The following is a 24,050-nucleotide window of genomic DNA, read 5'->3' as shown; positions in this document are numbered from 1 at the left end:
CTGGGGTCGTTGTCGCGGCGGAGCGCGGTGGGTTCGGTCCTGGCCGCGCCGCTTCTCGTGACAAGCGCCGCCGCGCGGGCGGGGATGGCCCGAAGGACGGTCAGGGCGACCGCGCCGTTCGACATGCCGGGGATCACGGTTCCTGATTTCCGGTCCAGCCGTCCATTCCCGATCACCGACTTCGGCGCGGCCCAGGATGACCAGGGCAAGACCGGCCGGGCCATCGCCTCGGCGATCGACGCGGCCCATCAGGCGGGGTCGGGCGTGGTGATCGTCCCCGCCGGCGTCTGGCCCACCGGCAAGATCCACCTCAAGAGCAATGTGAACCTGCATCTCGCCAAAGGCGCGACGCTGTTGTTCTCGTCCGATCCCGACGACTATCTGCCGGCCGTGCCCACCAGTTGGGAGGGGCTGGAGTGCTACAACTACTCGCCCCTGGTCTACGCCTACGATTGCGAGAACGTGGCGATCACGGGCGAGGGGACGCTGGAGGCCAGGCTCGACGTCTGGCAGGTCTGGTACAAGCGCCCCAAGCCGCACCTGGACGCCCTGGTCGCGCTCTACGGGATGGCCGTGAAGGGCGTGCCGGTGGAACAGCGCCAGATGGCTCAGGGCGAGAACCATCTTCGCCCGCACTTCATCCAGTTCAACCGCTGCCGCAACGTCCTGGTCGAGGACATCCGCATCCGCAACAGCCCGTTCTGGACCCTGCACCCCTATCTCTGCCGCGACGTGGTGATCCGGCGCGTCGACGTCATGGCCCATGGCCACAACAATGACGGCGTCGATCCGGAGATGAGCCAGAACGTGCTGATCGAGGACTGCCTGTTCGACCAGGGCGACGACGCCGTCTCGGTCAAGTCGGGGCGCGAGTTCGACGCCTGGAAGATCGGCGCGCCGGCGCGTAACGTCGTCATGCGAAACTGCCGGGTCAAGAACGGCCACCAGCTGATGGCGGTGKGCAGCGAGCTGTCGGGCGGGATCGAGAACGTCTTCGTGGACGACTGCCATTTCATCGGCGACGGCAAGGGCGCCGACGGCTGGGCCGCCCCGGTCGCCAACATCCTGTTCGTGAAGACCAACGAGCGGCGCGGCGGCTTCGTCCGCAACATCCACCTGTCGAACGTGTCGGCCAACAAGGTCGCCGGTGGGGTGCTGTCGGTGGACACCGACGTCCTCTACCAGTGGCGCACCCTGGTCTCGACGCAGGAGCGGCGGTTGACGCCGATCAGCGGCCTGCATGTCAGCGACGTGCGGGTCGGCGAAGCCAAGTTCCTTTGCCGGATCCGAGCCGAGGCGGAACTGCCCGTCCGCGACGTGTCGTTGAGACGGGTCGTGGCCGGCAAGGTCGAGGGGCCGGCGATCGACAACGACCATGTCGAGGGTTTCTCGATCTCCTGACCGGGATCAGATCCCGCCGGCGCGTCGAATCTGTTCGTGGTCCGCGCCCTCGAGGGCCCGCCCCACCGTCGCCAGCAGCTCCTCCCGCCGGATCGGCTTGGCCACGTGCCCGTCCATGCCCGCCGCCCGGCACCGCGCGATCTGCTCGGGCAGGACGTCGGCGGTCAGGGCCACGATCGGCACGGCGCCGGGCGGGCCGGGGAGGGCGCGGATGGCGCGGGCGGCGGCGAGGCCGTCCATCCCGGGCATGTGGACGTCCATCAGGATCAGGTCGAAGCCGCCCAGGCCGGCGGCCTCCACGGCCTGGGCCCCGTCTTGGGCTGTGGCGACGTCGCAGCCGGCCAGGGTCAGCAGGGCGTGGCCCAGTTCGCGGTTCATCGGGTGGTCGTCGACCAATAGGACGCGGGCCGGGCGAGGGGGCTCCGGCTCGACCTGCGCGGCGCAGGCGGAGATGGAAACGGGAGCCGCGGCGGCGACCTCCGCCGACAGCGTCACCCAGAACCGCGAGCCTTGCCCCGGGGCGCTGTCGACGCCGATCTCGCCGCCCATCTGGGTGACCAGGGCCTTGCTGATCGCCAGGCCCAGGCCCGCGCCGCCGTAGCTGCGGCTGATCGAACTGTCGGCCTGGCTGAAGCGACGGAAGAGGCGGGCCTGGACGTCGGGGGCGATGCCGATGCCGGTGTCGGCGACCTCGAACCGCAGGTCGCCCGGCGCGGGGCCGAGGATCAGGCGGGCCGCCACCCGGCCCTGGGCGGTGAACTTCAGCGCGTTGGCCAGCAGGTTCAGCAGCACCTGGCGCAGGCGGGTCTCGTCCAGGGCCAGCAAGGCGGCCTCGTCGCCGGCGCCGGTGGTCTCGACGTCCACCGACAGGGCCAGGCCCTTGGCCTGGGCGGCGGGGGCGACGATGGCGACGGCGTCGCGCAGCAGGGCGGCGGGCGAGGCGGGCTCGGGCCGCAGGTCCAGGCGTCCGGCCTCGACCTTGGCGAAGTCCAGCAGGTCGCCGACGATCTCGGCCAGGGAGCGCCCGGCGCGCTCGACCAGGTCGAGGCGGCGGCGGCTCTCGGCCGACAGGCCGGGGTCGTCGCCGACCAGGCCGGCGAAGCCGAGGATGCTGTTGAGCGGGGTGCGGATCTCGTGGCTGATCGTGGCCAGGAAGTCGCTCTTGGCCTGGTTGGCGGCCTGGGCCTTGGCCTGGGCGGCGCGGGCGGTGGCCTGGCGGCGGACCAGCAGGGCCTGCAGCCGCGCCTGGCGGCTGAGGGCCAGGGCGGCGGCCAGGCACACGGCGTAGAGCACCAGGTGGAAGATCTGGGCCTGGCGCAGCGGCGGCACGGCGGCCACGGGGTCCATGCCGGTCTTGTGCAGGATCGCCGGGATGGTCGCCGCMAGCGAGCCGGTCACCAGCACGGCCGCCGCGCGCGGTCCGCCGCGGAAGACCGCCAGCAGGGCGGGGGCGAACAGCAGCACCTGCAGGGCGGTGTCGGCGGTGAACACGGTCACGGCGGTGACCAGCACCAGCATCAGGACCAGCAGCGACTCAAGCGGGCTGACGCGGAAGCTGTCGCGATGGCGGCGGTCGAACAGGATCAGCAGGGTGGGCAGGGCGATGGCCACGCCCAGCACGTTGGAGGTGGTCCATTCGCTCCAGGCGCGCCAGAACGGGCCGTGGAAGCTGAGCGACAGCAGGCCGTTGACGACGATCGAGCTGATCGCCGTGAAGCCGGTCGAGGCGGCCATCAGCGCCAGGAAGCCGCGCATGGAGCGCACGCGGATCGGCAGGCGCATCAGGCGCAGCGCCGTCGCCGTCGCCGCGGTCTGCAGGGCGTCGAGCGCCGTGATGGTCAGCACGAACCGGGGCGAATCCCCGGCCGTCAGCTCCATGGCCACGTGCACGACGGCGGTCAGGGCCAGCAGCGCCAGGCCCTGCCGGCGGGTGAGCAGCAGCAGGCCGCCGATCAGCACGGCGTTGGCGGTCCAGATGGTGGGGATGCGCTGGGCGGCGCCGGCCAGGAACAGGCTGTAGGCCATGCATCCGGCATAGGCGAGCGTCAGGACCGCCAGGCGCCGATGCGCCGGATTCCACACTCGTCTCGGGTTGGCCGCCATGCGCTGTCCCCACGTCATGGCCCCGACAGTGGTCCTAAACCGTCGGTATTTTATTAAGTCGGGTTCCCGACGGACGTCAGTCGATCCGGTTCAGCTCGGTCCGGTAGCGCTTCCAGTTCTCGACATAGTGCAGGGCCGAGGCCTGGAGGATCACGGCGTGGCCCTCGCCGATCTCGCGGACCACCTTGCCGGGCGCGCCCATGACCATCGCGTTGTCGGGAATCTCCTTGCCCTCGGTGATCAGGGCCCCGGCGCCGATCAGGCAGTTCTTCCCGATCTTCGCGCCGTTCAGGATGATCGAGCCGATGCCGATCAGCGAGCCGTCGCCGATCGTGCAGCCGTGAAGCATGACCATGTGGCCGATTGTCACGTTGGCGCCGATGGTCAGTGGGCTGCCGATGTCGGTGTGCAGTACTGAGCCGTCCTGGACGTTGCTGTTCTCGCCGATCTCAATGGGATCGTTGTCTCCGCGAACTATTGCGCCCCACCAGACGCTGGAGTTCTTCCGCATGATGACGTTTCCCATCACCGAGGCACTGGGCGCGATCCAATATTCGCCTTCCGGCGGCAGCGAAGGATTTGCGGCGCCCAAGGAATAGACAGTCATCCGTACACCTCGTGTTCTAAAATCAGGCAAGGGCTTAACCGCTCATAAACCATGCCCGCCCCATTGTATTTGTGCGATTCGAGGGGGAACACTCCCACATCGGGAGTCATTCTTCTCGTATCCGAGCCGCGCTCGATCGCCGAACGCGGCCTCCCGGTAACGGAGACCTTGGGTGTCGGTTTTGGGGTTTGGGCGTTCATCACCGCCTTCGGGGGCAAGCTCCGAACCGCCCGGCCGCGCTCGCGTCTTCGTTTCTCTCCTCCCCACCTGCTCCAAGGACGTCGCCCTTCGGCCACGTCCTTTTTTCATGCCTGAATGGAGGCTTACATGACCAAGCGAGCTCTCAAGCGGATGGTGCGCGAAGGCGCGAATGACGCTGGCCGTTACGACGACGACGCCAAGGTGCGCCGCCTGCCGGTGGAGCATCGCAGCGCGTGGTCGCCGCTTGGGAATCCAGGGCATGAGGATCGGGACCAGAGTTACCTCAAAACGATCAAACCCAAATCGCCCGGCCAGGCCGGGCTGATGGAGGCGATCGACACCAAGAACCTGATCATGGCCCTGGGCCCGGCCGGCACGGGCAAGACCTACATCGCCATCGCCAAGGCCGTGGAGGCCCTTGAGGCCGGCAAGGTCGGCCGCATCGTGCTGTCGCGCCCCGCCGTCGAGGCCGGCGAGTCGATCGGCTACCTGCCGGGCGATATGGAGGACAAGCTGGCCCCGTATCTGCGCCCGCTCTACGACGCGCTCAGCGACCGCCTGTCGGTCAAGCGCATGCGGGCCCTGATGGCCGAGGGCGCGATCGAGATCGCCCCGGTCGGCTTCATGCGCGGCCGCACCCTGAACAACGCCTTCGTGGTGATCGACGAGGCCCAGAACTGCACCTACATGCAGCTGAAGATGCTGCTGACCCGCCTGGGCTGGAACTCGACCATGGTGGTGACGGGCGACCCGAACCAGTCGGACCTGCTGCCGGGCATCTCGGGCCTGGCCGAGGTGTCGGCCAAGTTCGAGCCGGTCGAGAACATCGCGGTGGTCCGCCTGGCCGACCGCGACATCGTCCGCCATCCGCTGGTCGCGGAAATGCTGGGGGTGCTCTGAACCTGTTCCCTGAAAAGGGATTTCAAGGGTAACGCCAGCCCGCAAAACGCGAAAATGCGGAACAAGGCTTGAGTTTGGGGCGGTCGGACGTGCAAGGTCCGGCCGCCTTAACTGTTTTGGGACCCTTCATGCCGTCCGACGCCGCCGCGATTCCACGTTCTGAGATCACGATCCGGGGGATCCTGATCGGGATCATCATCACCGTGGTCTTCACCGCCGCCCAGGTCTATCTGGGCCTGAAGGTGGGTCTGACCTTCGCCACGTCGATCCCGGCCGCCGTCATCTCGATGGCCCTGCTGCAGCTGTTCCGGACCGGCACCATCCAGGAAAACAACATCGTCCAGACCATCGCCTCGGCGGCGGGGACGCTGTCGTCGGTGATCTTCGTGCTGCCGGGCCTGCTGATGATCGGCTGGTGGGGCCACGTGCCGTTCCTGGCCACCTTCGGGGCCTGTCTGGTCGGCGGGGTGCTGGGGGTGATGTACACCATTCCCCTTCGGCGGGCCTTGGTCACCAATTCCGACCTGCCCTATCCGGAAGGCGTCGCCGCCGCCGAGGTGCTGAAGGTCGGCACCGGCTCGCGCGCGGGCGCCGCCGAAGGGCAGAAGGGCCTGATCGCCGTGGTGCTGGGCACCGTCGCCTCGGCCCTGTTCGCCGCCCTGGCCGCGGCCAAGATCTTCGCCGCCGAGGTGGCGCGCTACTTCAAGGTCGGCTCCGGCGCGACCGGCCTGGGCGGGTCCAGCTCGCTGGCCCTGATGGGCGCGGGCCACCTGATGGGCATCACCGTCGGCGTCGCCATGTTCGCCGGCCTGGCCATCGCCTGGGGGATCCTGGTCCCCGTCATGACCACCCTGCACCCGATGCCCGGCGTCGACGTCGCCAAGCACGCCCTGACCGTCTGGAAGACCGAGGTGCGGTTCATGGGCGCGGGCGTCATCGGCGCGGCCGCCATCTGGACCCTGGGCAAGCTGGCCCTGCCGATCTGGGCCGGCCTGATGTCGGCCTTCGAGGCCAACAAGGCCCGCAAGTCCGGCGGCGGCGACATCCCCCGCACCGAGCAGGACATCCCGATCGGCATCGTCGGCCTGGTCTCGCTGCTGCTGCTGGCCCCGGCCGGCTGGTTCCTGGCCAACTTCCTGACCGGCGGACCGATCACCAGCCTAGCCGCCCCGCTGGTGGCCATCGGCATCGGCTACGTCCTGGTCGCCGGCCTGCTGGCCGCCGCCGTCTGCGGTTACATGGCCGGCCTGATCGGCTCGTCCAACAGCCCGGTCTCGGGCATCGCCATCCTGACCGTGCTGGGCGCCTCGCTGATGGTCGGCGTCGTCGGTCGCGGCGTGATCGGCCCCGACATCGCCAAGGCCCTGGTCGCCTACGCCCTCTACGTCACCACCATGGTGCTGGCCGTGGCCGTGGTCGCCAACGACAACCTGCAGGACCTGAAGACCGGCCAGCTGGTCGACGCCACGCCGTGGAAGCAGCAGGTGGCCCTGATCATCGGCGTCGTCGCCGGCGCCATCGTCATCCCCTTCGTCCTGGAGCTGCTGAACCAGTCGAACGGCTTCTCGGGCGCGGCCAACCTGTCGACCGTGGCCGGCGCCAAGCCGCTGGACGCGCCGCAGGCGACCCTGATCTCGACCCTGGCCAAGGGCGTGATCGCCCACGACCTGAACTGGAGCCTGCTGGGCTACGGCGCCCTGATCGGCCTGGGCCTGGTCATCGTCGACATCCTCCTGCGCCGCACCAGCAACGGCCGCCTCAGCCTGCCGCCCCTGGGCGTGGGCCTGGCCATCTACCTGCCCAGCGCCGTGACCGCCCCGGTCGTGGTCGGCGCGGTGATCGGATGGGTCTACGACAAGATGGTCGACAAGGACCGGATGGGCGAGGCGGCCAAGCGCCTGGGCGTGCTGATCGCCTCGGGCTTCATCGTCGGCGAGAGCCTGTTCAATGTGGCCCTGGCCGGCCTGATCGTCGCCACCCAGAAGCCCGGCCCCCTGGAGGTTCCCTTCGCGCCCCCCGAGCACCTGGGCATGATCTTCGCCCTGATCGCCGCGGCCGTCGTGGTGTTCGTGCTGTACGGCTGGGCGCGGAAGTCGGCGAACCAGATCGAGGCGTGATCGCGCTGAGCTAGACGGACAAGGGACCCGGAGGGCGAAAGCTTTCCGGGTCTTTTTCTTTGTCCAATGATCCGCTCATCCCGGCGAATGCCGGGACCCAGATGGAATGGTGGTGTGGCTGACGCCAGGAGCGCTGAGCTCGTCCAATCAGCCACCCAGCTACAGGATCTGGGTCCCGGCATTCGCCGGGATGAGCGGGTTAGAGGGGAGCCAGCACCGTCAGCACCTGCTCGCACCGGAACCGGAACCCCAGCGCCTCGTACAGCGCGATGGCGCCGGCGTTGTGGTCGTAGCTGTGCAGGAACGGCGTCTCGCCGCGTGCGGCGATCTTGTGGGCCACGTGCAGCATCAGCTTGGCGGCGTAGCCCTTGCCGCGATGGTCGGGGTGGGCGCAGACGGCGCTGACCTCGGTGAAGCCCTCGGGTCGCATCCGCTCCCCCGCCATGGCGACCAGGCGGCCATCGACCTTCACGCCCACGAACTCGCCCAGCTGATGGGTGCGCGAGAAGAACGGGCCGGGCGCGGTCAGGGTGGCCAGGGCCACCATCTCGGGGCTGTCGGCGTCGGTCAGGGGCGTGATCTCGAAATCGACGGGACGGGGCTGGACCAGGGTCTCGGCGACCATCTGGTTCAGCACCGCCCGGCGTGTCACCACCGTTCCTGGAACCGGCGGCGGGTCGAATCGCTCGACGATCCCCACCTCGCCCGGATGCGCGTGAACCAGGCGGGAGAGGGCGGCCAGGGTCCGCGGCGCATGGTCGGCCGTGGCGACGAACAGGCCGATCTCGGGATCGACGCGCAAGGCGTCGCCGTCGCGTAGGGCCAGGTGCGACTGGCGGCTGGTGAACGCGGACCAGACGGGGCGGTCGAGGGGATGGCTCATCATCCCTCACTTGGGGAGCAATAAGCCCCGATCAACGCCTTCACCGCCCCGACCACGGCCAGGGCGGGCTTGTCGTCGTCGTCGAACATCTGGCTGGAGGTGAAGACCCCCTCGACCAGCAGCATCATGGCGTCGCCCAGGGCGTCGGGGTCGGCGGCGCCCATCTCCGCGGCCTTGGCCCGCAGCCGCGCGCGCAGGTCCTGCTTGTGGACCTGGGCCACGGCGCGGCCGGCGTGGTCGCGGTCCGGATACTCGACCACGGCGTTGCTCAGCGCGCAGCCCCGATAGTCGGCCCCGCCCGACCGCGCGGACAGGCCCTCGAAAAAGGCGACCATCTGGGCCTTGGGATCGTCGGGAAAGGCCGCCTCGGCCGCGTCGAAGCGGCCCCAGAACCCGACCTCGACCTCGCGCAGCACGGCGGCCACCAGCTCGTCCTTGGATTTGAAGCCGCGATAGAGGCTGGGCTTGGTCACCCCGGCCTTGGTGACGATCTCGTCGACCCCCACCGCCCGGATGCCCTCGCGATAGAACAGGTCCCGCGCGGTCTCGAAGATGCGCTCGGCCGCGCGCGGCCCGGGGCCGTAGGGCAGGTGGTGATCGGGGACCTCGCCCTCGAAGGGCTTCGGATCCGAGGTTTTTTCGTCGTTCTTGGCCATGGCTCTTGACGATGTTACTTACCGGTACGTATGCAAGGCGACAAGCCCCGTACCGATCGGTTACATCGCATGCAGATTCTCCGCCGCACCCTCGGAAACCGCTACGCCTTCGTCGTCGCGGCCGCGACCTTCCTGGCCCTGTTGTCGGCCGCCGGCCTCAGGGCCGCGCCGGGCGTGCTGATCCTGCCGCTGGAGAAGGCCTTCCACTGGGACCGCGGCTCGATCTCCCTGGCCGCCGGGATCGGCATCTTCCTCTACGGCCTGACCGGGCCGTTCGCGGCGGCGCTGATGCAGTCGTTCGGCGTGCGGCGCACGATCAGCCTGGCCCTGCTGCTGATGGCGGTCTCGACCGGGCTGTCGGCCTTCATGACCCAGAGCTGGCAGTACGTGGCCACCTGGGGCGTGATGGCGGGCGTCGGCAGCGGGGCGGTGGCGATGGTGCTGGGCGCGACCATCGTCAATCGCTGGTTCGTCCAGCGGCGCGGCCTGATGCTGGGCCTGCTGACGGCGGCGACGGCCACCGGTTCGCTGATCTTCCTGCCGGCCATGGCCTGGATCGCCGACCACGGCGGCTGGCGGCCGGTGGTGCTGACCGTGGCCGCGGTCGCGGCGATCATGGCCCCGATCTGCTGGCTGCTGATCCCCGAGAGCCCCGACGCCATCGGCCAGCGCCCGTTCGGCGCGCCCGACGACTGGACCCCGCCGCCCAAGGGCTCGGCCTCCAACGCCCTGGCCGCCGCCTTCGGCGCCCTGCACCGGGCCAGCAAGACCCGCACCTTCTGGCTGCTGTTCGGCGGCTTCTTCATCTGCGGCCTGACCACCAACGGCCTCATCGGCGTGCACATGATCGCCTTCTGCGGCGACCGGGGCCTGCCCGAGGTCAAGGCGGCGGGCCTGCTGGCCCTGATGGGCCTGTTCGACCTGTTCGGCACCACGGCCTCGGGCTGGCTGACCGACCGCTACGACCCGCGCAAGCTGCTGTTCATGTACTACGCCCTGCGCGGGCTCTCGCTGATCTACCTGCCGTTCTCGGACTTCTCGCTGATGAGCCTGTCGGTGTTCGCGGTGTTCTACGGCCTGGACTGGATCGCCACGGTGCCGCCGACCGTGCGCCTGGCCACCGAAGCGTTCGGCGACCGCGACGGGCCCATCGTGTTCGGCTGGATCGGGGCGGGCCACCAGCTGGGCGCGGCGACGGCCGCGATCGGCGCGGGCGTGATCCGCGCTCAGCAGGGGCAGTACATGGAGGCGTTCGTGATCGCCGGGGTGGCCGGGCTGCTGGCGGCCGGGGCGTCGCTGATGGTGCGGCGGGGGATGGTCGCGGCGGCGACCGCTTCCTAATCCGCGTCCCACGGATTGAACACCGGCCCGCCCCAGGCTTCGAAGTCACGGACGTTGCGAGTCACCAGGGTGAGGCCGTGGACCTCCGCCGTAGCGGCGATGAACGCGTCGTTCGCGGGCATAGTCCGCCTATCGTTCTCGGCCGAACGGCGGATGCGCGCTTGCGCCATGGCGACCTGCGCGTCGATGGGCAGCATGCGTTCGCCGAAATCGACGATCACGCTGCCGAGCCAATGGCGCAGGCTGTCGGCTTTTCGGCCCGCGGGAAGTCTTTCGATTCCGTAGTTCGCCTCGGCCAGACTGATGACGCTGGCGAACAGCGTCGAACGGGATTGCGCACCCAGCCATCGGGTCACCGAGAGATGCGGCATCAGCTTGGTGGAATCCGACAGGACGTTCGTGTCGAGCAGAAACATCAGAACTCGATCACCCGCCCCGGATCCGGGTCACGGGTGAACAATCGCGCGTGTTCTTCGTCGCTGAGAACGCGGTAGCGAGGATCGAGCCAACTGGGGGGCGGCTTGGCGGTGTTGGCTTCCGCCTCGCTGAGCCGTCGGTAGTCCTCCGCCGAGAGGACGACGGCGGCGTCCTTGCCGTTCTTGGTCAGATGCTGAGGGCCTTGGGTCTTGGCCCGTTCGACCACTTCGCTCAGCTTGGCCTTCGCGTCGGCCAGGCTCCAGGTTCCATCGGGCATCACGCCCTCCAATGACCACTTCGACTGAAAGATAGTCAAAGTGGTCATTTTCGCCAAGCCGTGGCGAGGCCTATTCCAGGTCTTCGGCCAGGATCGCCATTTCGAACATGAACGAGCCGTCCTCGTCCTCGTCCTGGAAGACGACGCCGATGAATTCGCCCTTCACCTCGACCTCGGCCGAATCCTTCTGCTTGGGGCGGGCCTTCAGGGCGATGTGCGGGTTGCCGAAGGTGCGCTTCAGATGGGCTTCGAGCTTGGTGATCGTGGCGGCGTCCATGACGGGCTCCTGATATCGGTGGGGCGCGCGGGGGCGCGGGGGATCGGCGGAAACTAGAGGGCCGGACGCGAAAGTGTAAGGGCTTTTGCTCCGGCGCGCTCGACCGGTTGTTGAGAACCGGCCCCTGAGGCGTCTTGCGAGCCGGGCGGCGGCGGCGTCGCCGCGCCCTGGGCGACCAGCCAGTCGCGGAACCGGCGCGCGGCGCGGGTGGCCTTGCCCTTGGGCGTCAGGGCGCAAACCTGGGCCTGGCCGGGGATCATGCCCAGCGGCGCGACCAGCCGGCCGGACGCCAGGTCGTTCTCGACGAAGGCGAAGGGGCTCAGCGCCACGCCAAGTCCGGCGGCGGCGGCCTCCAGCATGTAGAAATAGTGGTCGAACTCGCGGTTCACGGGCGCGGGCGGGACCTTGAGCCCCGCCGCGCCCTCCCATTCGCTCCAGCTCTCCAGGAAGGTGCGGGTGTGCAGCCGGGGCAGGTCGGCCAGGCTGTCGACGTCGCGGACCTGGGCGGCCAGGTCGGGCGCGGCGACGGGGCCGACATAGTGCTTGAGGAACGGCGTGACGTCGGCGTCCGGCGAGGGCGGGGCGTCGGGCAGGCGCATGCGGATCGCCAGGTCCACGCCGTCGGCGCGGAAGTCGAACGGGCCGTTGGACTCCACGATCCGCGCCTGGATGTCGGGATGGGCGGCGACGAAGCCGGGCAGGCGCGGGATCAGCCACTTCATGGCGAAGGTGGGCAGGCACGAGACCACCAGCGTCCCATCGCCGGACCCCGCGGGCCGGGGCAGGGCGGCCTCGATCTGGTCCAGCGCGAGGGTCAGGGCCCGGGCCAGGGAGAGGCCGGTCTCGGTCAGGATCAGGCGGTTGCGCGGCCCCTCGGTGAGGGCGACGCCGAGGTGGTCCTCGAGCTGGCGGATCTGGCGACTGATCGCGCCGTGGGTCACGCACAGCTCGTCGGCCGCCAGGGTCATCCGCCCGCGCCGGCCGAACGCCTCGAAGGCGCGCAGGGCGTTGAGCGGCGGGAGCGATCGGGCGACCATGTGACGAAACCTCACAGATGCCCGCTGATAAGTCGTTATTCGCGGAAGGGCAACCGTCGGATAACGGCGCCATGAAACCGCCCAGGCCCTATCCCGTCACCCCCGTCGAATGGCTGGCCGTGCTGGCGATCTGGGGTCTCGTGGCCTACGGGGCTCTCGCCCATCCCTCCGGCCCGCCACCGCAGGATCAGGTCCACCTGATCGCCTGCCGATAATCCTAAATCCGCTCATCCCGGCGAATGCCGGGACCCAGATCCCATAGCGGTGTGTCGGGTAGGATGAGCTCAGCGCCCTTGGCGTCAGCCTCAAAGCCATTCCATCTGGGTCCCGGCATTCGCCGGGATGAGCGGATGTCTTGGGGTTACTTCCCCTCGGGCTTGACGATCATGGTCCACGACTTGTCGTCGCCCAGGAAGGTCTGGGCCGCCTTCTGGACGTCGGCGACGGTCACGCGCTGCAGGCCGGCCAGCACCGAGCGGGTGGCGGTCAGCAGGCGCGGGTCGGTCTGGGCGCCCGACAGGGACCCCAGCCAGTACTCGTTGGTCTCGCGGGCCTTCTCGATCTGGTCGATGCGCGGCTTCTTGGCGCGCTCTAGCTCGTCGGCGGTGATCGGCTTGTCGCGCAGGTCGGCGGCGATCTGGCGGATGCTGGCGATCACCCCGTCGATCTTGTCCGGCGGGGTCTCGACGCTGACCGCCAGATAGCCCCAGCCGGTGAAGGCCAYGCTGGCCGTCGCCGAGGCCGAGGGCGAATAGGTGGCCCCCTGCTTCTCGCGCAGTTCGTCGGTCAGCCGCAGCTGCATCACCTGGGCCAGGACCTGGACGTTGCGGGCCCGCTGCAGGTCGGCGAACAGGTCGTCCGTCTTCCAGGCCATGAACAGCTGGCCCTGGTCGGCCCGGCCCTTGTGGGTGCGCACGATCGGGGTCTTCGACGGCGCGGGGAAGGGCGCCTTCTCGGCCCCGGCCGGGGCCGGGGTGTCGGGACGGGCCGGCAGGGCGCCGAAGGTCTGGGCCACGGCCGCCACGGCCTTGTCCACCGTGGTGTCGCCGACGATCACCACCTCGATGGAGTCGGCGGCCAGCGGACCGGACACCGCGGACTTGAGCGGGTCCAGGGTGGCGCCGGCGATCTGCTGGCGGCTGGGGAAGGTCCAGCGGCCGTCGCCGCCGTGCAGCAGTCCGCCCAGGTCGCGGCCCATCACGCCGCTGGGGGTGGACTCGAGCTGGTCGTGGATCGAGCCGTAATAGGTCTTGATGCGGTTGAAGGCCTCGGGACGCCAGCCGCCCTCGGTGGCGTAGGCGGCCAGCACCTGCAGCTCGGTGTCCAGGTCCTCGGGGCGGGTGCGGCCCGACAGGCTGAAGGCGTCGTCCTCGACCCCCAGGCCGGCGTTGTAGACCTTGCCGTTCAGCACCCGCTCCATGTCCTGGGTGCTGATCTGCTTGAGGCCGCCCTCGATGAAGGCCGAGCCGCCCCACATCGGCGACTGGGCGCCCGACGGCAGGTCCAGCAGGCCGTGGCCGATCCGGGCCTTCACCAGGATCTGGTCGTCGCGGAACTTGGTCGGCTTGACCGTCAGGCGCACGCCGTTGGCGAACCGCACGAAGACGGTGTCCAGGTCGGTGACGTCCTTCTGCTCGACGACCGCGCCCTTGGCGCCGAAGGTGGCGTAGGGCCAGTTGGTGACGCCCGGCGTGGCCGGGGCGGCGACGGCGACCTTGGCCGAGGCGGCGTAGGCGTCGGTCACGGCCTTCTCACCGCCGTCGATGGCGGTCGGGGTCGGGATGGTGATCAGCGGGCCGGAGCCGGCGAACTGGGCCTTGAGCAGGGCCGAGACCTTGTCGGCGGTCAGGCCCTTGGTGGCCTCGTCGAAGACGGCCAGGTTCTGGGACGGGCTGGTGACGATCTCGCGGTCGCCCAGCGTGCCGACGATGGCGCCGGCCAGGGCCGTGGTGCGCTGGGTGGCCTCGCCGGCGGCGGCGGCCACGAAGCCGGCGCGCATCGAGGCGATCTCGCGGTCCAGTTCGTCCTGGCGCACGCCGTACTGGACGATGCGGCGCTGTTCCTGGTCCAGCGCGGTCAGCGCCTCGGCCCAGTGGCCCGGCTGGACCGTGGCCCCCAGGGTGGTGATGTCGGCGGCGTGCTCCTGGTCGTTCTGCACGGCCACGGCGACGATGAACGGCGGATTGTCCGAGCGCGTCAGCACCGTCAGACGGCGGTTCAGCACGGCGAAGCCCAGGGCCTTGACCAGTTCTTCCTTGTCCTTGGCGCGGGTCTCCAGCTCGAGGTCCGGCGGCAGGACCCAGGCCATCTGGACCGAGGTCTGGGCGCCGGGCTCGACCAGCACCTTGGCGGTCAGGCCGCGCTTGGCGACGGGGCCGAGGTCGGGCTTCACGCCCGGCTGGCCCTGGCCCTTCCAGTCGCCGAACCTGGCCTTGATCTTGGCCTCCATGGCGTCGACGTCGAAGTCGCCCACGGCCACGACCACGGCGTTCTCGGGCCGGTACCAGGCCTGGTAGAAGTCGCGGATGGTCTGGGCCGGGGCGGTCTTGAGGATGTCGGTCTTGCCGATCGGCAGKCGCTGGGGCGGGCGCTGGCCCTGCAGCTGGAAGCCGAAGGTGTTGACGAAGGTGCGATAGCCGGGGCTGTCGCGGGTGCGTTCCTCCGACAGCACCACGCCGCGCTCGCGATCCACCGCGTCCGGCGCGATGGTCAGCTCGCCCGCGGCCTCGCGCAGCAGCATCAGCGAGGTGTCGACCGTGTCGTCGTCGGTCTTGGGCAGGTCCAGCTGGTAGGTGGTCTCGCTGAAGCTGGTCGAGGCGTTGGTGTCGGCGCCGAACGACAGGCCGTGGCGCTCGAGGATCTTGATCATCTCGCCTTCGGGCACGTTTTTCGAGCCATTGAACGCCATATGTTCAAGGAAGTGGGCCAGGCCTTGCTGGGCGTCGGTCTCGTCCAGCGAGCCGGCGTCGAACCACAGGCGCAGGGCGGCCTGGCCGGGCGGGGTGGCGTTTTTCTGGATCGCGTAGCGCATGCCGTTGGGCAGCACGCCGAACCGCACGCGCGGGTCGGGCGCGACGTCGGAGACGGCCTGCGGCCACTGGCCCGGCTTGACCTGGTCGATGGTCGGGACGCCAGAGGTCTTGGGCGGCAGCGCGTGGGACGCCTTGGGCGTCGATGCCGGCGTCGCGGCGGGCGCGACGGCCTCGTCCTTCCCGCCGGGCATCACGTGGGACAGGGTCGCGCAGGCGGAGAGGCTGAGCCCGGCGGAGAGGACGAGCGCCAGGCGCGAAACGCGGATCATGTGCGACCTTGAAGATAGAGCATCGGAGGGGGCGCACCTTGGCCGGAGCGCGTGGCGCAAGCAAGGCGTCGGTTGGGCGAAACGGCCACGCTCCATGTCGATCACGGCGCGTGTCGCGCGTGGGGCTCAGGGCGCCTGGTCCAGCATCCTGCCGGTCAGGCCGAACATCTCCTCCGACGTCTCGGGCGCGTCGAGCAGCAGGTTGGAGCCGGCGTAGACGAAGGTCCGGTTGTCGTTGGCCGACACGGCCTTGACGCTGGAGTCGCTGGTGATCCGCACCGGCGAGCGGGCGCAGGCGCGCAGCGAGGGGATCACCGTGTCGCCCACGGTCTCCAGCCGCAGCGACCAGGCGTCGCCGGTGAAGGCCGCCAGAGGATCGTCCGAACGCCCGGTGTCGCGGAACAGCGACCCGGCCGGCACCACCAGCGGACGGATCGGGGGCGTGGCGGTGTCGAACACCCTGCAGATCAGCAAGGTCGCGGCGCAGCCGACGGCGGGTGTCGTCAGGACGACTCCCGCCGCCGACGTCAGCAGCAGGGCGAGGGCTGGGGCCCTACTGGCTGATCGCGAACGTGTAGCCATCGCCCCCCGCGGTGACGATCAGGTTGGCGGTGGCGCCGGGGCTGGCCTGGGTGACCAGGACGCCGCCGGTCAGGCTGTCCACCGTGTCGGAGCCCATGGTGAAGGCCCCGCCGTTGACGGTCAGGCCCAACGACGCGCCGGCGCCCGTCTGGACCACCCGCACGACGCCCGCCGCCCCCGCCGCGCCCACCGTGTTGGTGAGGGTAGTATTGAGGGTCGAACCCGCGCCGCTGGCCACGACGCCGTAATCGACGCGCGAGGTGACGCCGTTGACCGTCAGGTTCGAGATCTGGGTCCCGGAGCCGCCGGTGAAGTCGTTGCTGATCGTGTTGCCGTCGGCGCCGCCGCTGGGCAGGGTGACGCTGAAGGTCTTGGCTCCGGCCCCGTTCGAGGTGTTGGTCACCACGTTGTCGTCCGAGGCGATGGTGATCGTGCCGGTGATCGAGGTCGCGCCGGTGATGGTGTTGGTCACGGTGTTGCCGACGCCCAGGGCCCCGCCGTTGATCGTCTCCGTCACATTGATCGCGCCGGTGGCGGCCAGGGTGTTGCTGACGGTGTTGTCGGCCCCGTTCAGCGTCAGGGCGTAGGTCAGGCTGGAGCCGTCCAGCACGTCGGTGATGGTGTTGGTCGCGTTGGTCGGATCGGAATTGATGACGGCCACCGTGACGCTGGGGTTCACCGGAGCCGTGGTCCCGCCGATCGTCAGGCTGTGGTGGTTGTTGCCGCCGGTCACGCCCGAGCCGTAGGTGAGGCTGAGCGAGGCGGTGGTCGAGGCGCTGGAGGTGATCGCCCCGGCCAGGGTGTTGCTCTGGCCGAGCTGGGTGATGGCGATGCTGTTCCATGCGCCCCGCACGGGCAGGGCCGCGCCGTTGGTGGCGCCGTTGGCGCTGATCACGTGGGTGGGACCCACATTGTCCTGCCGGATCCGCAGGGACCGCACCGTGCCGCCGCTGCTGATGTCGATGTTGAGGGTGTTGGCGGCGAGGGCGACGTCGGCGGCCGCCCCCATGGCCACACAAGCGGCCGAGGCCATCAGCAGGAGCCTGACGGTTCGTCCTAGGCGGCCCCTGGCCCGTTGAGACTGAGACATTTCCTCTCTCCCTTATGTGGAGACCCGTTCAGGACCACCATCCGTCGCGAAGCCCCTGGTTGATCAGTGCGAACAGCGCGCTGCGCACGGCCGCGCCCAGCGCCAGGCCCACGGGCTCGTTGCCCGCGCCGCCGATTTCGAATTCCACCGTCGAGGTGTCGTAGATCTTGGAGATGTGCCCGCCGATCGACAGCGAGGTGACCGATTTGCTGACCGTGGTCTGGCCCAGGACCTCGCCGGTCTGGACGGCCACGGCGCGCAGGCTGAAGGTCACCAGGTCGGTGACGTATTCCCCGCTGCCGCCCGTGCCGTTGACCGCCAAGCCGCCGGCCGCCTGGCGCGTGGCGCGGTCATAGGCGACGACCTGGCCGATCAGCAGGATCTCGGCGACCCTCAGGGTGATCAGGCGGCGGGCTGGCGGCGGCGGAAGCGCCTCCAGGCCGGCGGCCGGGGCGGTGGTGTCCGGCGGGGTGTTGAGCGCCAGGGTGGCCAGCTGGCGTTCGCGCAGCAGTTCGTCCACGTGCTGGCGCTCGACCAGATAGACATAGCCCCTGGGCACCGAGCGCACGGCGTCGATCAGATAGGGCGTGCAGTCCATGGGCACCGCGGTGCTCAGCTCCTGCGGCAGCTTGGTCGGCCGGCGCTGGCCCGAGGTGTCGATGCAGCTGTAGACCCCCACGGTCAGGGCGCGGGGCGGGGCGGGCGGCAGGGTGAAGTCCGGCTGGGTCTGCACTTCGGGCGGATGGACCGGCGCGGTCACGCAGCCGGCCAGGACGGTCGCCGCGATCAGTCCGGCCAGCGCCTTGCCCCCCCTCATGGTCAGACCCCGCCGGAGGGGATGACCAGGGTGGTCGTGCCGGTCGGCGAGGTGATGGTCACGCTCAGCTGCCCGTCCGAATTGATGTAGGTGATGGTCACCGATCCGGACTGGATGGTGCCGGCCTGGCCGTCGCCGGCGTTGGCGATCCTCTGGGCGATGGTCTGGGCGACGATGCCGTTGAGCTGCGAGACGATCGCGTTGACGAAGGCGGCGTTCGGATCGCTGGGCGTCCCGGCGCGCGCCGCCGCGGCCTCGGCGGCCGCCTGGGCGGCCTTCAGCGACTTCTCGTACTGGGCCATCTGGAAGCCCACGGGGTTGAAGCCGCCGAAGTTCGGCGACATCGGCGCGTAGCGCAGGTCGGTCGCCAGGCCCTGTGTCGCCGCCAGCGACAGGCCCAGCGCCGCGCCGGCGGCGAGCAAGGCCCTTGGCCAGGTCCTTCGGTGCGAACCCCGCCGACGACAAGGCGCGAGGGTTCGTTCGCCCGATCCGGCGAGATTTCGCATCCGCCCGCCGGGGGATGCGCAAATGAAACTGTGCATAGCGAAGCCATCCTGGATGGCGATCGGCTCGACGGCGGCCCGTCAAGCGGCGCCACAATGCCAGAACCCTTGCTCCCGGGGTTTGGGGGAGTCAATCAGGTCATCTACCTAGTTTTGTGGGTGCTTGGGGCGCGTGAAGTCTCTATTTCAATGATGGGTGAAATGCGGGTGCGGACATTTTCCGAATATTGAAATCCGTTCTGCCGACGGGCGTTGGGCTCTGCCGGAGGAGGGGGCGCGCTCGCAGAACCCTCTCTCTTAGAGAGAGGGAGGGGCCCGCCGCGAAGCGGTGGGAGGGTGAGTGGTTACAGTCTTTCAGGATGGAGCGATGACGAAGACGGTTCTGCATTAGCGGCCCTATAGACGGCGGCGGTCTGGGTTCTTGCGAAAAGGCTCGACGGCTCTGGGTTTACCGGCCAACGGTGAAACCACTCACCCTCCCACCGCCTGGCGGCGGCGGGCCCCTCCCTCTCTCAAAGAGAGAGGGGTTTGGGGTGCGTATCCCCGCCTCATTGCCGACCAACCCGCTGATATCGCTGCGCTAAATCTTTATTCCCCGCAGGGTTTCCCGGCGGCCGCATAATCATCCCACCTCGACGCGGGAAAGGGCGCATGGCCAGCGACCGATGCGGCGGCGGGGGGCGATCGAGCGGGAAGCTCTGTCGGATCCGGTCCGCGTTCGGTAGGGGCTGGAACAACCTCACGGCTCTGGTGCCGGTCGGGCGTGGTCCACAGATACGACGTGACGTGAGGGTCGATCGAGCAGCAGGCGAGCTTTGACAGGCTCGCGGTCCGGGACTGGAGATCGTTGATCCAGCCCGCCCGTCGGAGGCTTCAAGGCGGCGAGGTCCGAACAGGGCTCAGCKCCGCAGGCTTCCGGATAACGACCGCGCGGAGCGATCGGGCTTCGTCGAAACGGTATTCTTTTTCAAACTCCGGACGGTGTCCGGCGCTCCGCAGCCCTTTCCATCAGCTCACAGCCGTTGGCGTGAGATCACACCCACTTGCCCCCACCTGACCGCTTCGCGGTCTGTCCGCCCCCATAGGGGGCGGAGGGCGCGCGCTCACGGCCTCTTCCCCCTCTGGGGGAAGACGACCGCGAAGCGGTCCGTAGGGGGCAAGGGGTGGCCGCGCGGTCCGTTGGAAAAGGAGTCCCGCCCCTGACGCCCCTAGTTCGTCACCGAGAACGTCGCGTTGTTCCCCGTCGCCGTCGAGACGCCGACGACCGCGCGGCCCGACGAGCGGACGGTCACGGTCGAGCGGGCGCTGACGTCGACATTGTTGGACTGGCTGTTGGTGGCCGTCATCGTGCCGCTGCACAGGTTGCAGGCATAGCCGCTGACCGCATTGCCGATCGCCGTGGCGCTGGCCCCGGCGTCATAGCCGTCGTGGCCGTCGAAGCTGGCGATCACCTCGACCCCGCCGCCGTCATTGACCTGGACGTTGTCCAGCACCAGGCCGGGACCGTTGCTATTGCTGGCCATGGCCGAGTTGCCCACGCCGTAAGCCGTCGCCTGGGCGCCGCCGAACTGGTACGAGGTCTCCTCGGCCTGGGCCCGCACATAGGCGGTGTTGTACTGGTGGCTGGCCACGTCCAGCAGGGTGCCGTCGTTGCTGGCGTTCAGGTTGTTGCCCGAGGCCGTGGCCGCCGTGGTGGTCAGGTAGCTGTTGCCATAGGCCGTGAACTTGGTGGCCGTGACATTGGCCGCGCCGTTGTTCTGGTCGGTGATCACGCGGGCGGCCGACTGGTTGGCGCCGGTCAGGTCGATGTTGTTGCCCGCCGCCGTGCCGGCCACGACCGCGGTCCCGGCCACGTACTGCAGCACCGCCCCGCCGTCGGCGGCGACGTCGGCCTRGTTGTTCTGGCTGACCCGCGCGCCCATCGCGCCGTTGACCATCAGCAGGCCCTGGCTGTTGCCGGCCGCCGAGCTGGTCTCGATCACGTCGCCGGCCTGGGCGGTCTCGCCCTCGATCTGGCTGCGGGCGGTGACCGCGCCGCTGTTGGTCTGGACCATGAAGCCGCTCAGCGTGCCGTGGGCCGCCGTGGCCGTGCCGCTGTTGCCGACGGCCGTCGTGGTCACGGTGCTGGAGTCGCCCATGGAGCCTGAGACGTTGACCACGCCATGGGCGCCGATCGCGCCTTGGTTCACCTGGTTGGAGGTCAGGCCGGCGTCGGCGTTGACGGTGGTCGCGCCGAAGGTGTTGCCCCCGGCCGTGGTGGTGGCGGTGACGCCCTCGTCGGCGGTGACGACGTTCAGGGTCTGGTCGGCGAAGATCCCGCCGACGTTCAGCTGGTCGTTCGAGCCCTGGACGGGGACGGTCTGGCTAGTAGCGACCCCGCTTGCCAGCATCACGCACATTGGGATCGCTGCGATCGTTCCAGCGAGACGGGTCTTCGCGGGTCTGCGCATTGTTGGTTCCCAGGTTGTTGTAGGCGGGGACGAAGGCCCCGGTCGCGCCCACGGTGTTGCCGGCGTAGGGGTCGAACTGCAGGCAGCTCTGCGGACCCGGCATGCCGTAGAGGTTGGCGCTCATCTCGATGGTGGCCCGCTCGATCAGCGAGCGCACGGCCAGCTGCATCGGCTCCAGCGCGCCGCGGCCCGCCGAGATGTCGAAGATGTTGCCGTTCAGGAAGTCGAAGACGCCGGCGCTGATCTCGCGGCCAACCACCTGCTTCTGGTAGGAGATCACGTCGACCACCTCCAGCGTGCGGGTGTTGATCAGGCGCAGGTCCAGGGCGATGTTCATCACGAACACCCGGCGGCGGAAGTTGCCCTTCAGGCCGTCGGTGTCCTTGTCGCCGGCATAGGCGTCGATCCCGGCCGAGCGGATGTTGTAGTTCAGCTCGGTGATGCCGCCGGCCACGTAGAAGTCCGAGCCCGGGACCTGGCCCGCCAGGATGCGGCGGTAGTCGGCCGGGGCGTCGGCGCCCGGCTTGGGGTTGTCGGAGATCAGCTTGTTGTTGGCGTATTTCAGCTCGTACTCCGACACCGAGGTGTCGAAGCGCTCGACCATCGGCATGCCGGCCTTGGCGAAGGCGGTCATGGCCAGCAGCGAGGCGCCCTGGGTGACCTTGCGGCCCGAACCGTCGGACTCTTCCTTGCCGGTGTAGTCGGCGATGCGGCCGATGGCGACGCGCGGCGCGACCACGTGGTTGGCGCGGGCGTACTGGGCCAGGCAGACCAGGCCGGCGGTGTAGGGGGTGGGGTTGGCGGTCACCGGCGCCGAACCGATCGGCGTGGCGTAGTTGCCGTCGGTCATCGACTTGGGGACGCCGCCGCACGCGCTCAGCGCGGCGCAGGCGCCCGCCAGCAGAAGGAGGAGGCGCTTACTGGCCATTGCCCGATTTCCCGACGTTCGTTCCGGCGCTGATATTGCCGTTGTTGATCTGGCTGGAGTTGACGATGACGGTGTTGTTGTTGCCCTGGGTGACGACCGTCAGGTTGTTGCCGATCGCCGTGGAGCTGCCCCAGCCCCCGAGGGAGCCGACGCCCGAATAGCTGTCCAGCGAGCCCGACGAGTGGCTGGACGAATAGACGCTCTGGTCGGCGCCGGTCAGCATGACGCCGTCGACGATCACCCGGTTGCCGTTGGCGTCGCGGGTCGAGTACTCGACCACGTGGTTCTCGGAGCCGGCCACGCGGCCGTAGCCGGCGTTGAACGAGGCGGAGTTGGCGTCCAGGGTCTGGGCGCGGGCGGGGCTCGACAGCACCAGGCCCGTCGCGGCCGCGGCCAGGGCCAGAACGGCAGCGCTGATCGCCAGCAGGCGGCCGGCGCCCGGCAGTTTCTTCACACTCGCAGCCATCTGGACCTCGTGAACACCGACGTGTCCGAACGGCAAGCAACCCCCGTGCCAATATCGGACAGCGTTCGGTCTACGCCCGAAGGTCTCGCGATTTGGTTAAGCTGGGTCGCGACAATAAGCGCCCCGCCCGGCGCGCGGCCCATTGATAAGGGGGCCGCTTTGCGAGACCCTGTTCGAAATATAAGTCTCAGGGAGGATTAAGCTTTGCTGGTTTCTCAGATCCTGAAGGACAAGGGCGATCTCGTCTTCACCGCCTCGCCGAACGAGACGGTGGGCGCGGCCGCGGCCCTGCTGCACACCCGGCGCGTGGGCGCCATGGTCGTGCTCGAGGAGGACGAGACGATCGCCGGCATCCTGTCCGAACGGGATATCGTGCGGGTGATCGCCGAGGGCGGGGCGGCCGCCCTGTCCAGGCCGATCTCCACCTGCATGACCAAGGACGTGGTCTTCGCCCAGCCGGAAGAGACCGTCGACGCCCTGCTCGAGCGCATGACCGATCGTCGGATCCGCCACCTGCCGGTCTGCAAGGGCAAGCGCCTGGCCGGCATCATCTCGATCGGCGACCTGGTGAAGTACAAGATCAGCGAGGCCCAGGCCGAGGCCGAGGGGCTGAAGGCCTATATCGCGGCCGGCTGAGGCCGCGCCGCGAAGGCCCTGGCGGGGCGGTCCGGGAAGGGGCGTCCCCGCTCTCTATATAGGGCGCCTATATAGAGCGTCGTTCAGGACGCCGGCTCTTCCAGCAGTTCCGCGCCCGAACCGGCGACGGCGTCGGCGAGGCTGTAGCCCTCCAGCACCGCCGCCGTGGCGTCGCGGGCCCGCAGCAGGGCTTCGCGCAGGGCGCAGGTGGCCAGGTCGCGGCAGTCCTCGCAGCGGCGGAAGGCGGTCCGGCTGACGCACGGGGTCAGGGCCAGCGGGCCGTCGACCAGGCGGATGATCTCGGCGAAGCTGATCTGGGCCGGTTCCCGCCCCAGCAGATAGCCGCCGAACTTGCCCCGGCGGCTGATCACCAGGCCCTGGCGCGCCAGTGTAAGAAGTATGGCCTCGAGGAACTTGCGCGGCGCGTCGGCGCGGACGGCCAGTTCGCCGGCGGTGACCTGCCCGTCTTCCCGGGCCAGTTCGATCATGGCGCGCAGGGCGTAACGCGCTTTCTGGGACAACATGGACGCGAGGCCTCCTCTTGTGGAGGTCTATGGAGCCAGGGGAGGGGGTGGCGCAAGCGTCGTCGCCCCGAGGGCGTGGACGAGCCGGGCGTCAAACCATTCACAGATCCACACACAGACAATGCGATGCGTGCGATTGATCGGGTCGCTTTTGCGGTTGCGACTCTCCGGGGCGGTGGCTAAACACCGCCCTCGCTTCGGGGCCACGGCCTTCCGGACGAATTCGAGCCCTCCGGGGCTTGCATTCGAAAGGGTGGATCGCTAGGTTCCGCAGCCTCAATCGACTCGGTGACGAATTTGCGAAGACCCTGTCTTCAAGGGCTTCGTCGCCGCGCTTTTGTCCTTCGAAGCGGCCTCGGCCAGCTCATAGACGAAAGTGAGAAGGTCGGTTGACAGGGGGTTTAGCTTTCCTTAGAAAGCGCGGCTCCGGAGGGTTTGGTGAAGAGTTCGCAAGAATTCGGATCTGGGTCCTTCAAGTCTAGAAAGAGTTTCCTGGAAATTCTTACTTGACTTGGTTGGCGCTCTTCTCTAGAAGG

23 protein-coding genes and 1 pseudogene are annotated in these 24,050 nt (G+C 69.1%); 7 read left to right on the top strand and 17 right to left on the bottom strand.

The genetic code is table 11. The features are described from left to right. Positions 1 to 84 precede the first annotated feature (84 nt). Positions 85 to 1,401 carry a glycoside hydrolase family 28 protein gene (locus tag AC1U89_RS20670; RefSeq protein ID WP_479901520.1) on the top strand — a complete coding sequence of 439 codons (1,317 nt, stop codon included), beginning with the start codon at positions 85 to 87 and terminating at the stop codon, positions 1,399 to 1,401. Between the two features lie 6 nt (positions 1,402 to 1,407). Here the strand turns inward: AC1U89_RS20670 and AC1U89_RS20665 are convergent, their stop codons facing one another. Together AC1U89_RS20665 and AC1U89_RS20660 are read right to left on the bottom strand one after the other, a co-directional pair. Beyond that, positions 1,408 to 3,522 carry an ATP-binding protein gene (locus AC1U89_RS20665; protein ID WP_479901519.1) on the bottom strand — a complete coding sequence of 705 codons (2,115 nt, stop codon included), beginning with the start codon at positions 3,520 to 3,522 and terminating at the stop codon, positions 1,408 to 1,410. Positions 3,523 to 3,580: 58 nt separating this feature from the next. After that, entirely contained in the window at positions 3,581 to 4,051 is a 471-nt protein-coding gene (locus tag AC1U89_RS20660; protein WP_479901613.1) for a gamma carbonic anhydrase family protein, read from the bottom strand. Between the two features lie 375 nt (positions 4,052 to 4,426). On the opposite strand from AC1U89_RS20660, the gene AC1U89_RS20655 reads away from it, so the two are divergent. Continuing rightward, a complete protein-coding gene (locus tag AC1U89_RS20655) occupies positions 4,427 to 5,212 on the top strand; it encodes a PhoH family protein (protein WP_479901518.1) in 786 nt (261 codons plus the stop codon). 128 nt (positions 5,213 to 5,340) lie between these two features. After that, the gene (locus AC1U89_RS20650; protein WP_479901517.1) at positions 5,341 to 7,329 is read left to right on the top strand and encodes an OPT family oligopeptide transporter; all 1,989 of its coding nucleotides are present in this window, start codon (positions 5,341 to 5,343) and stop codon (positions 7,327 to 7,329) included. 199 nt (positions 7,330 to 7,528) lie between these two features. Here the strand turns inward: AC1U89_RS20650 and AC1U89_RS20645 are convergent, their stop codons facing one another. Both AC1U89_RS20645 and AC1U89_RS20640 read right to left on the bottom strand, forming a co-directional pair. Then, positions 7,529 to 8,215 carry a GNAT family N-acetyltransferase gene (locus AC1U89_RS20645; protein ID WP_479901516.1) on the bottom strand — a complete coding sequence of 229 codons (687 nt, stop codon included), beginning with the start codon at positions 8,213 to 8,215 and terminating at the stop codon, positions 7,529 to 7,531. Next, a complete protein-coding gene (locus AC1U89_RS20640; protein ID WP_479901515.1) occupies positions 8,212 to 8,868 on the bottom strand; it encodes a TetR/AcrR family transcriptional regulator in 657 nt (218 codons plus the stop codon). Before AC1U89_RS20640 ends, AC1U89_RS20645 begins: the two co-directional genes overlap by 4 nt. A gap of 69 nt (positions 8,869 to 8,937) precedes the next feature. Between AC1U89_RS20640 and AC1U89_RS20635 the strand changes: the two genes are divergently transcribed. Continuing rightward, positions 8,938 to 10,209 (top strand): MFS transporter, encoded by a 1,272-nt coding sequence (locus AC1U89_RS20635; RefSeq protein WP_479901514.1) that lies wholly within the window; start codon positions 8,938 to 8,940, stop codon positions 10,207 to 10,209. Here the strand turns inward: AC1U89_RS20635 and AC1U89_RS20630 are convergent. The 4 genes from AC1U89_RS20630 to AC1U89_RS20615 form a co-directional block, all read right to left on the bottom strand. Further along, positions 10,206 to 10,625, bottom strand: a complete 420-nt coding sequence (locus AC1U89_RS20630) for a PIN domain-containing protein (protein ID WP_479901513.1) — start codon at positions 10,623 to 10,625, stop codon at positions 10,206 to 10,208. The two genes, AC1U89_RS20635 and AC1U89_RS20630, sit on opposite strands and share 4 nt — an antisense overlap. Then, positions 10,625 to 10,903 carry a type II toxin-antitoxin system Phd/YefM family antitoxin gene (locus AC1U89_RS20625; protein WP_051695082.1) on the bottom strand — a complete coding sequence of 93 codons (279 nt, stop codon included), beginning with the start codon at positions 10,901 to 10,903 and terminating at the stop codon, positions 10,625 to 10,627. Before AC1U89_RS20625 ends, AC1U89_RS20630 begins: the two co-directional genes overlap by 1 nt. A gap of 70 nt (positions 10,904 to 10,973) precedes the next feature. Then, on the bottom strand, positions 10,974 to 11,180 hold the full coding sequence (locus AC1U89_RS20620) for a DUF3126 family protein (RefSeq protein ID WP_479901512.1): 207 nt from the start codon (positions 11,178 to 11,180) through the stop codon (positions 10,974 to 10,976). A gap of 53 nt (positions 11,181 to 11,233) precedes the next feature. Beyond that, complete coding sequence (locus AC1U89_RS20615; protein WP_479901511.1) at positions 11,234 to 12,217, bottom strand: LysR substrate-binding domain-containing protein; 984 nt, start codon at positions 12,215 to 12,217, stop codon at positions 11,234 to 11,236. Positions 12,218 to 12,288: 71 nt separating this feature from the next. Here AC1U89_RS20615 and AC1U89_RS20610 point away from each other — a divergent pair, with 71 nt between their 5' ends. Beyond that, positions 12,289 to 12,432 (top strand): hypothetical protein, encoded by a 144-nt coding sequence (locus tag AC1U89_RS20610; RefSeq protein ID WP_479901510.1) that lies wholly within the window; start codon positions 12,289 to 12,291, stop codon positions 12,430 to 12,432. A 146-nt stretch (positions 12,433 to 12,578) separates the two neighbouring features. Here the strand turns inward: AC1U89_RS20610 and AC1U89_RS20605 are convergent, their stop codons facing one another. The 5 genes from AC1U89_RS20605 to AC1U89_RS20585 all read right to left on the bottom strand — a co-directional run bounded on the left by AC1U89_RS20605 (position 12,579) and on the right by AC1U89_RS20585 (position 18,429). Next, positions 12,579 to 15,518, bottom strand: a complete 2,940-nt coding sequence (locus AC1U89_RS20605; RefSeq protein WP_479901509.1) for a M16 family metallopeptidase — start codon at positions 15,516 to 15,518, stop codon at positions 12,579 to 12,581. A 126-nt stretch (positions 15,519 to 15,644) separates the two neighbouring features. Continuing rightward, a complete protein-coding gene (locus AC1U89_RS20600) occupies positions 15,645 to 15,992 on the bottom strand; it encodes a hypothetical protein (protein WP_479901508.1) in 348 nt (115 codons plus the stop codon). A gap of 79 nt (positions 15,993 to 16,071) precedes the next feature. Next, positions 16,072 to 17,133: a hypothetical protein gene (locus AC1U89_RS20595; protein ID WP_479901507.1), complete on the bottom strand. Its 1,062-nt coding sequence runs from the start codon at positions 17,131 to 17,133 to the stop codon at positions 16,072 to 16,074. A gap of 85 nt (positions 17,134 to 17,218) precedes the next feature. Next, positions 17,219 to 18,007, bottom strand: a complete 789-nt coding sequence (locus AC1U89_RS20590) for a CsgG/HfaB family protein (protein ID WP_479901506.1) — start codon at positions 18,005 to 18,007, stop codon at positions 17,219 to 17,221. 2 nt (positions 18,008 to 18,009) lie between these two features. After that, positions 18,010 to 18,429 (bottom strand): curli assembly protein CsgF, encoded by a 420-nt coding sequence (locus AC1U89_RS20585; protein WP_479901505.1) that lies wholly within the window; start codon positions 18,427 to 18,429, stop codon positions 18,010 to 18,012. A 702-nt stretch (positions 18,430 to 19,131) separates the two neighbouring features. On the opposite strand from AC1U89_RS20585, the pseudogene AC1U89_RS20580 reads away from it, so the two are divergent. Beyond that, a pseudogene (locus AC1U89_RS20580) lies at positions 19,132 to 19,207 on the top strand (hypothetical protein); the annotation flags it as partial. 511 nt (positions 19,208 to 19,718) lie between these two features. Here the strand turns inward: AC1U89_RS20580 and hfaD are convergent. The 3 genes from hfaD to hfaA are packed head-to-tail and all read right to left on the bottom strand — an operon-like array spanning position 19,719 to position 22,354. Continuing rightward, a complete protein-coding gene (gene hfaD, locus AC1U89_RS20575) occupies positions 19,719 to 20,909 on the bottom strand; it encodes a holdfast anchor protein HfaD (protein ID WP_479901504.1) in 1,191 nt (396 codons plus the stop codon). Next, positions 20,875 to 21,888, bottom strand: coding sequence for a holdfast anchoring protein HfaB (gene hfaB, locus AC1U89_RS20570; protein WP_479901503.1), 1,014 nt, complete (start codon positions 21,886 to 21,888; stop codon positions 20,875 to 20,877). The genes hfaD and hfaB overlap by 35 nt, the downstream gene beginning before the upstream one ends. Continuing rightward, on the bottom strand, positions 21,878 to 22,354 hold the full coding sequence (gene hfaA, locus AC1U89_RS20565; RefSeq protein ID WP_479901502.1) for a holdfast anchoring protein HfaA: 477 nt from the start codon (positions 22,352 to 22,354) through the stop codon (positions 21,878 to 21,880). Before hfaA ends, hfaB begins: the two co-directional genes overlap by 11 nt. A 204-nt stretch (positions 22,355 to 22,558) precedes the next feature. Between hfaA and AC1U89_RS20560 the strand changes: the two genes are divergently transcribed. Beyond that, positions 22,559 to 22,990, top strand: a complete 432-nt coding sequence (locus tag AC1U89_RS20560) for a CBS domain-containing protein (RefSeq protein WP_479901501.1) — start codon at positions 22,559 to 22,561, stop codon at positions 22,988 to 22,990. Positions 22,991 to 23,073: 83 nt separating this feature from the next. On the opposite strand, the gene AC1U89_RS20555 is transcribed toward AC1U89_RS20560, so the two are convergent. Continuing rightward, positions 23,074 to 23,514: an RrF2 family transcriptional regulator gene (locus AC1U89_RS20555; RefSeq protein WP_029907369.1), complete on the bottom strand. Its 441-nt coding sequence runs from the start codon at positions 23,512 to 23,514 to the stop codon at positions 23,074 to 23,076. Between the last annotated feature and the right edge of the window lie 536 nt (positions 23,515 to 24,050).

The organism is Caulobacter sp. 05T431 (assembly GCF_056665975.1).
Note: the sequence above shows the minus strand (reverse complement) of the source record. Positions and strands in the feature narration are given on the sequence as shown.

Excerpts from the sequence above, each read along its gene's own strand:
- AC1U89_RS20630 (WP_479901513.1), bottom strand. The coding sequence starts at position 10,625 with ATGTTTCTGCTCGACACGAACGTCCTGTCGGATTCCACCAAGCTGATG.
- AC1U89_RS20620 (WP_479901512.1), bottom strand. The coding sequence starts at position 11,180 with ATGGACGCCGCCACGATCACCAAGCTCGAAGCCCATCTGAAGCGCACC.
- hfaA (WP_479901502.1), bottom strand. The coding sequence starts at position 22,354 with ATGGCTGCGAGTGTGAAGAAACTGCCGGGCGCCGGCCGCCTGCTGGCG.
- AC1U89_RS20655 (WP_479901518.1), top strand. The coding sequence starts at position 4,427 with ATGGAGGCTTACATGACCAAGCGAGCTCTCAAGCGGATGGTGCGCGAA.
- AC1U89_RS20590 (WP_479901506.1), bottom strand. The coding sequence starts at position 18,007 with ATGAGGGGGGGCAAGGCGCTGGCCGGACTGATCGCGGCGACCGTCCTG.
- AC1U89_RS20635 (WP_479901514.1), top strand. The coding sequence starts at position 8,938 with ATGCAGATTCTCCGCCGCACCCTCGGAAACCGCTACGCCTTCGTCGTC.
- AC1U89_RS20625 (WP_051695082.1), bottom strand. The coding sequence starts at position 10,903 with ATGCCCGATGGAACCTGGAGCCTGGCCGACGCGAAGGCCAAGCTGAGC.
- AC1U89_RS20555 (WP_029907369.1), bottom strand. The coding sequence starts at position 23,514 with ATGTTGTCCCAGAAAGCGCGTTACGCCCTGCGCGCCATGATCGAACTG.
- AC1U89_RS20640 (WP_479901515.1), bottom strand. The coding sequence starts at position 8,868 with ATGGCCAAGAACGACGAAAAAACCTCGGATCCGAAGCCCTTCGAGGGC.
- AC1U89_RS20595 (WP_479901507.1), bottom strand. The coding sequence starts at position 17,133 with ATGGCCTCGGCCGCTTGTGTGGCCATGGGGGCGGCCGCCGACGTCGCC.
- AC1U89_RS20615 (WP_479901511.1), bottom strand. The coding sequence starts at position 12,217 with ATGGTCGCCCGATCGCTCCCGCCGCTCAACGCCCTGCGCGCCTTCGAG.
- AC1U89_RS20610 (WP_479901510.1), top strand. The coding sequence starts at position 12,289 with ATGAAACCGCCCAGGCCCTATCCCGTCACCCCCGTCGAATGGCTGGCC.
- AC1U89_RS20650 (WP_479901517.1), top strand. The coding sequence starts at position 5,341 with ATGCCGTCCGACGCCGCCGCGATTCCACGTTCTGAGATCACGATCCGG.
- hfaB (WP_479901503.1), bottom strand. The coding sequence starts at position 21,888 with ATGGCCAGTAAGCGCCTCCTCCTTCTGCTGGCGGGCGCCTGCGCCGCG.
- AC1U89_RS20645 (WP_479901516.1), bottom strand. The coding sequence starts at position 8,215 with ATGATGAGCCATCCCCTCGACCGCCCCGTCTGGTCCGCGTTCACCAGC.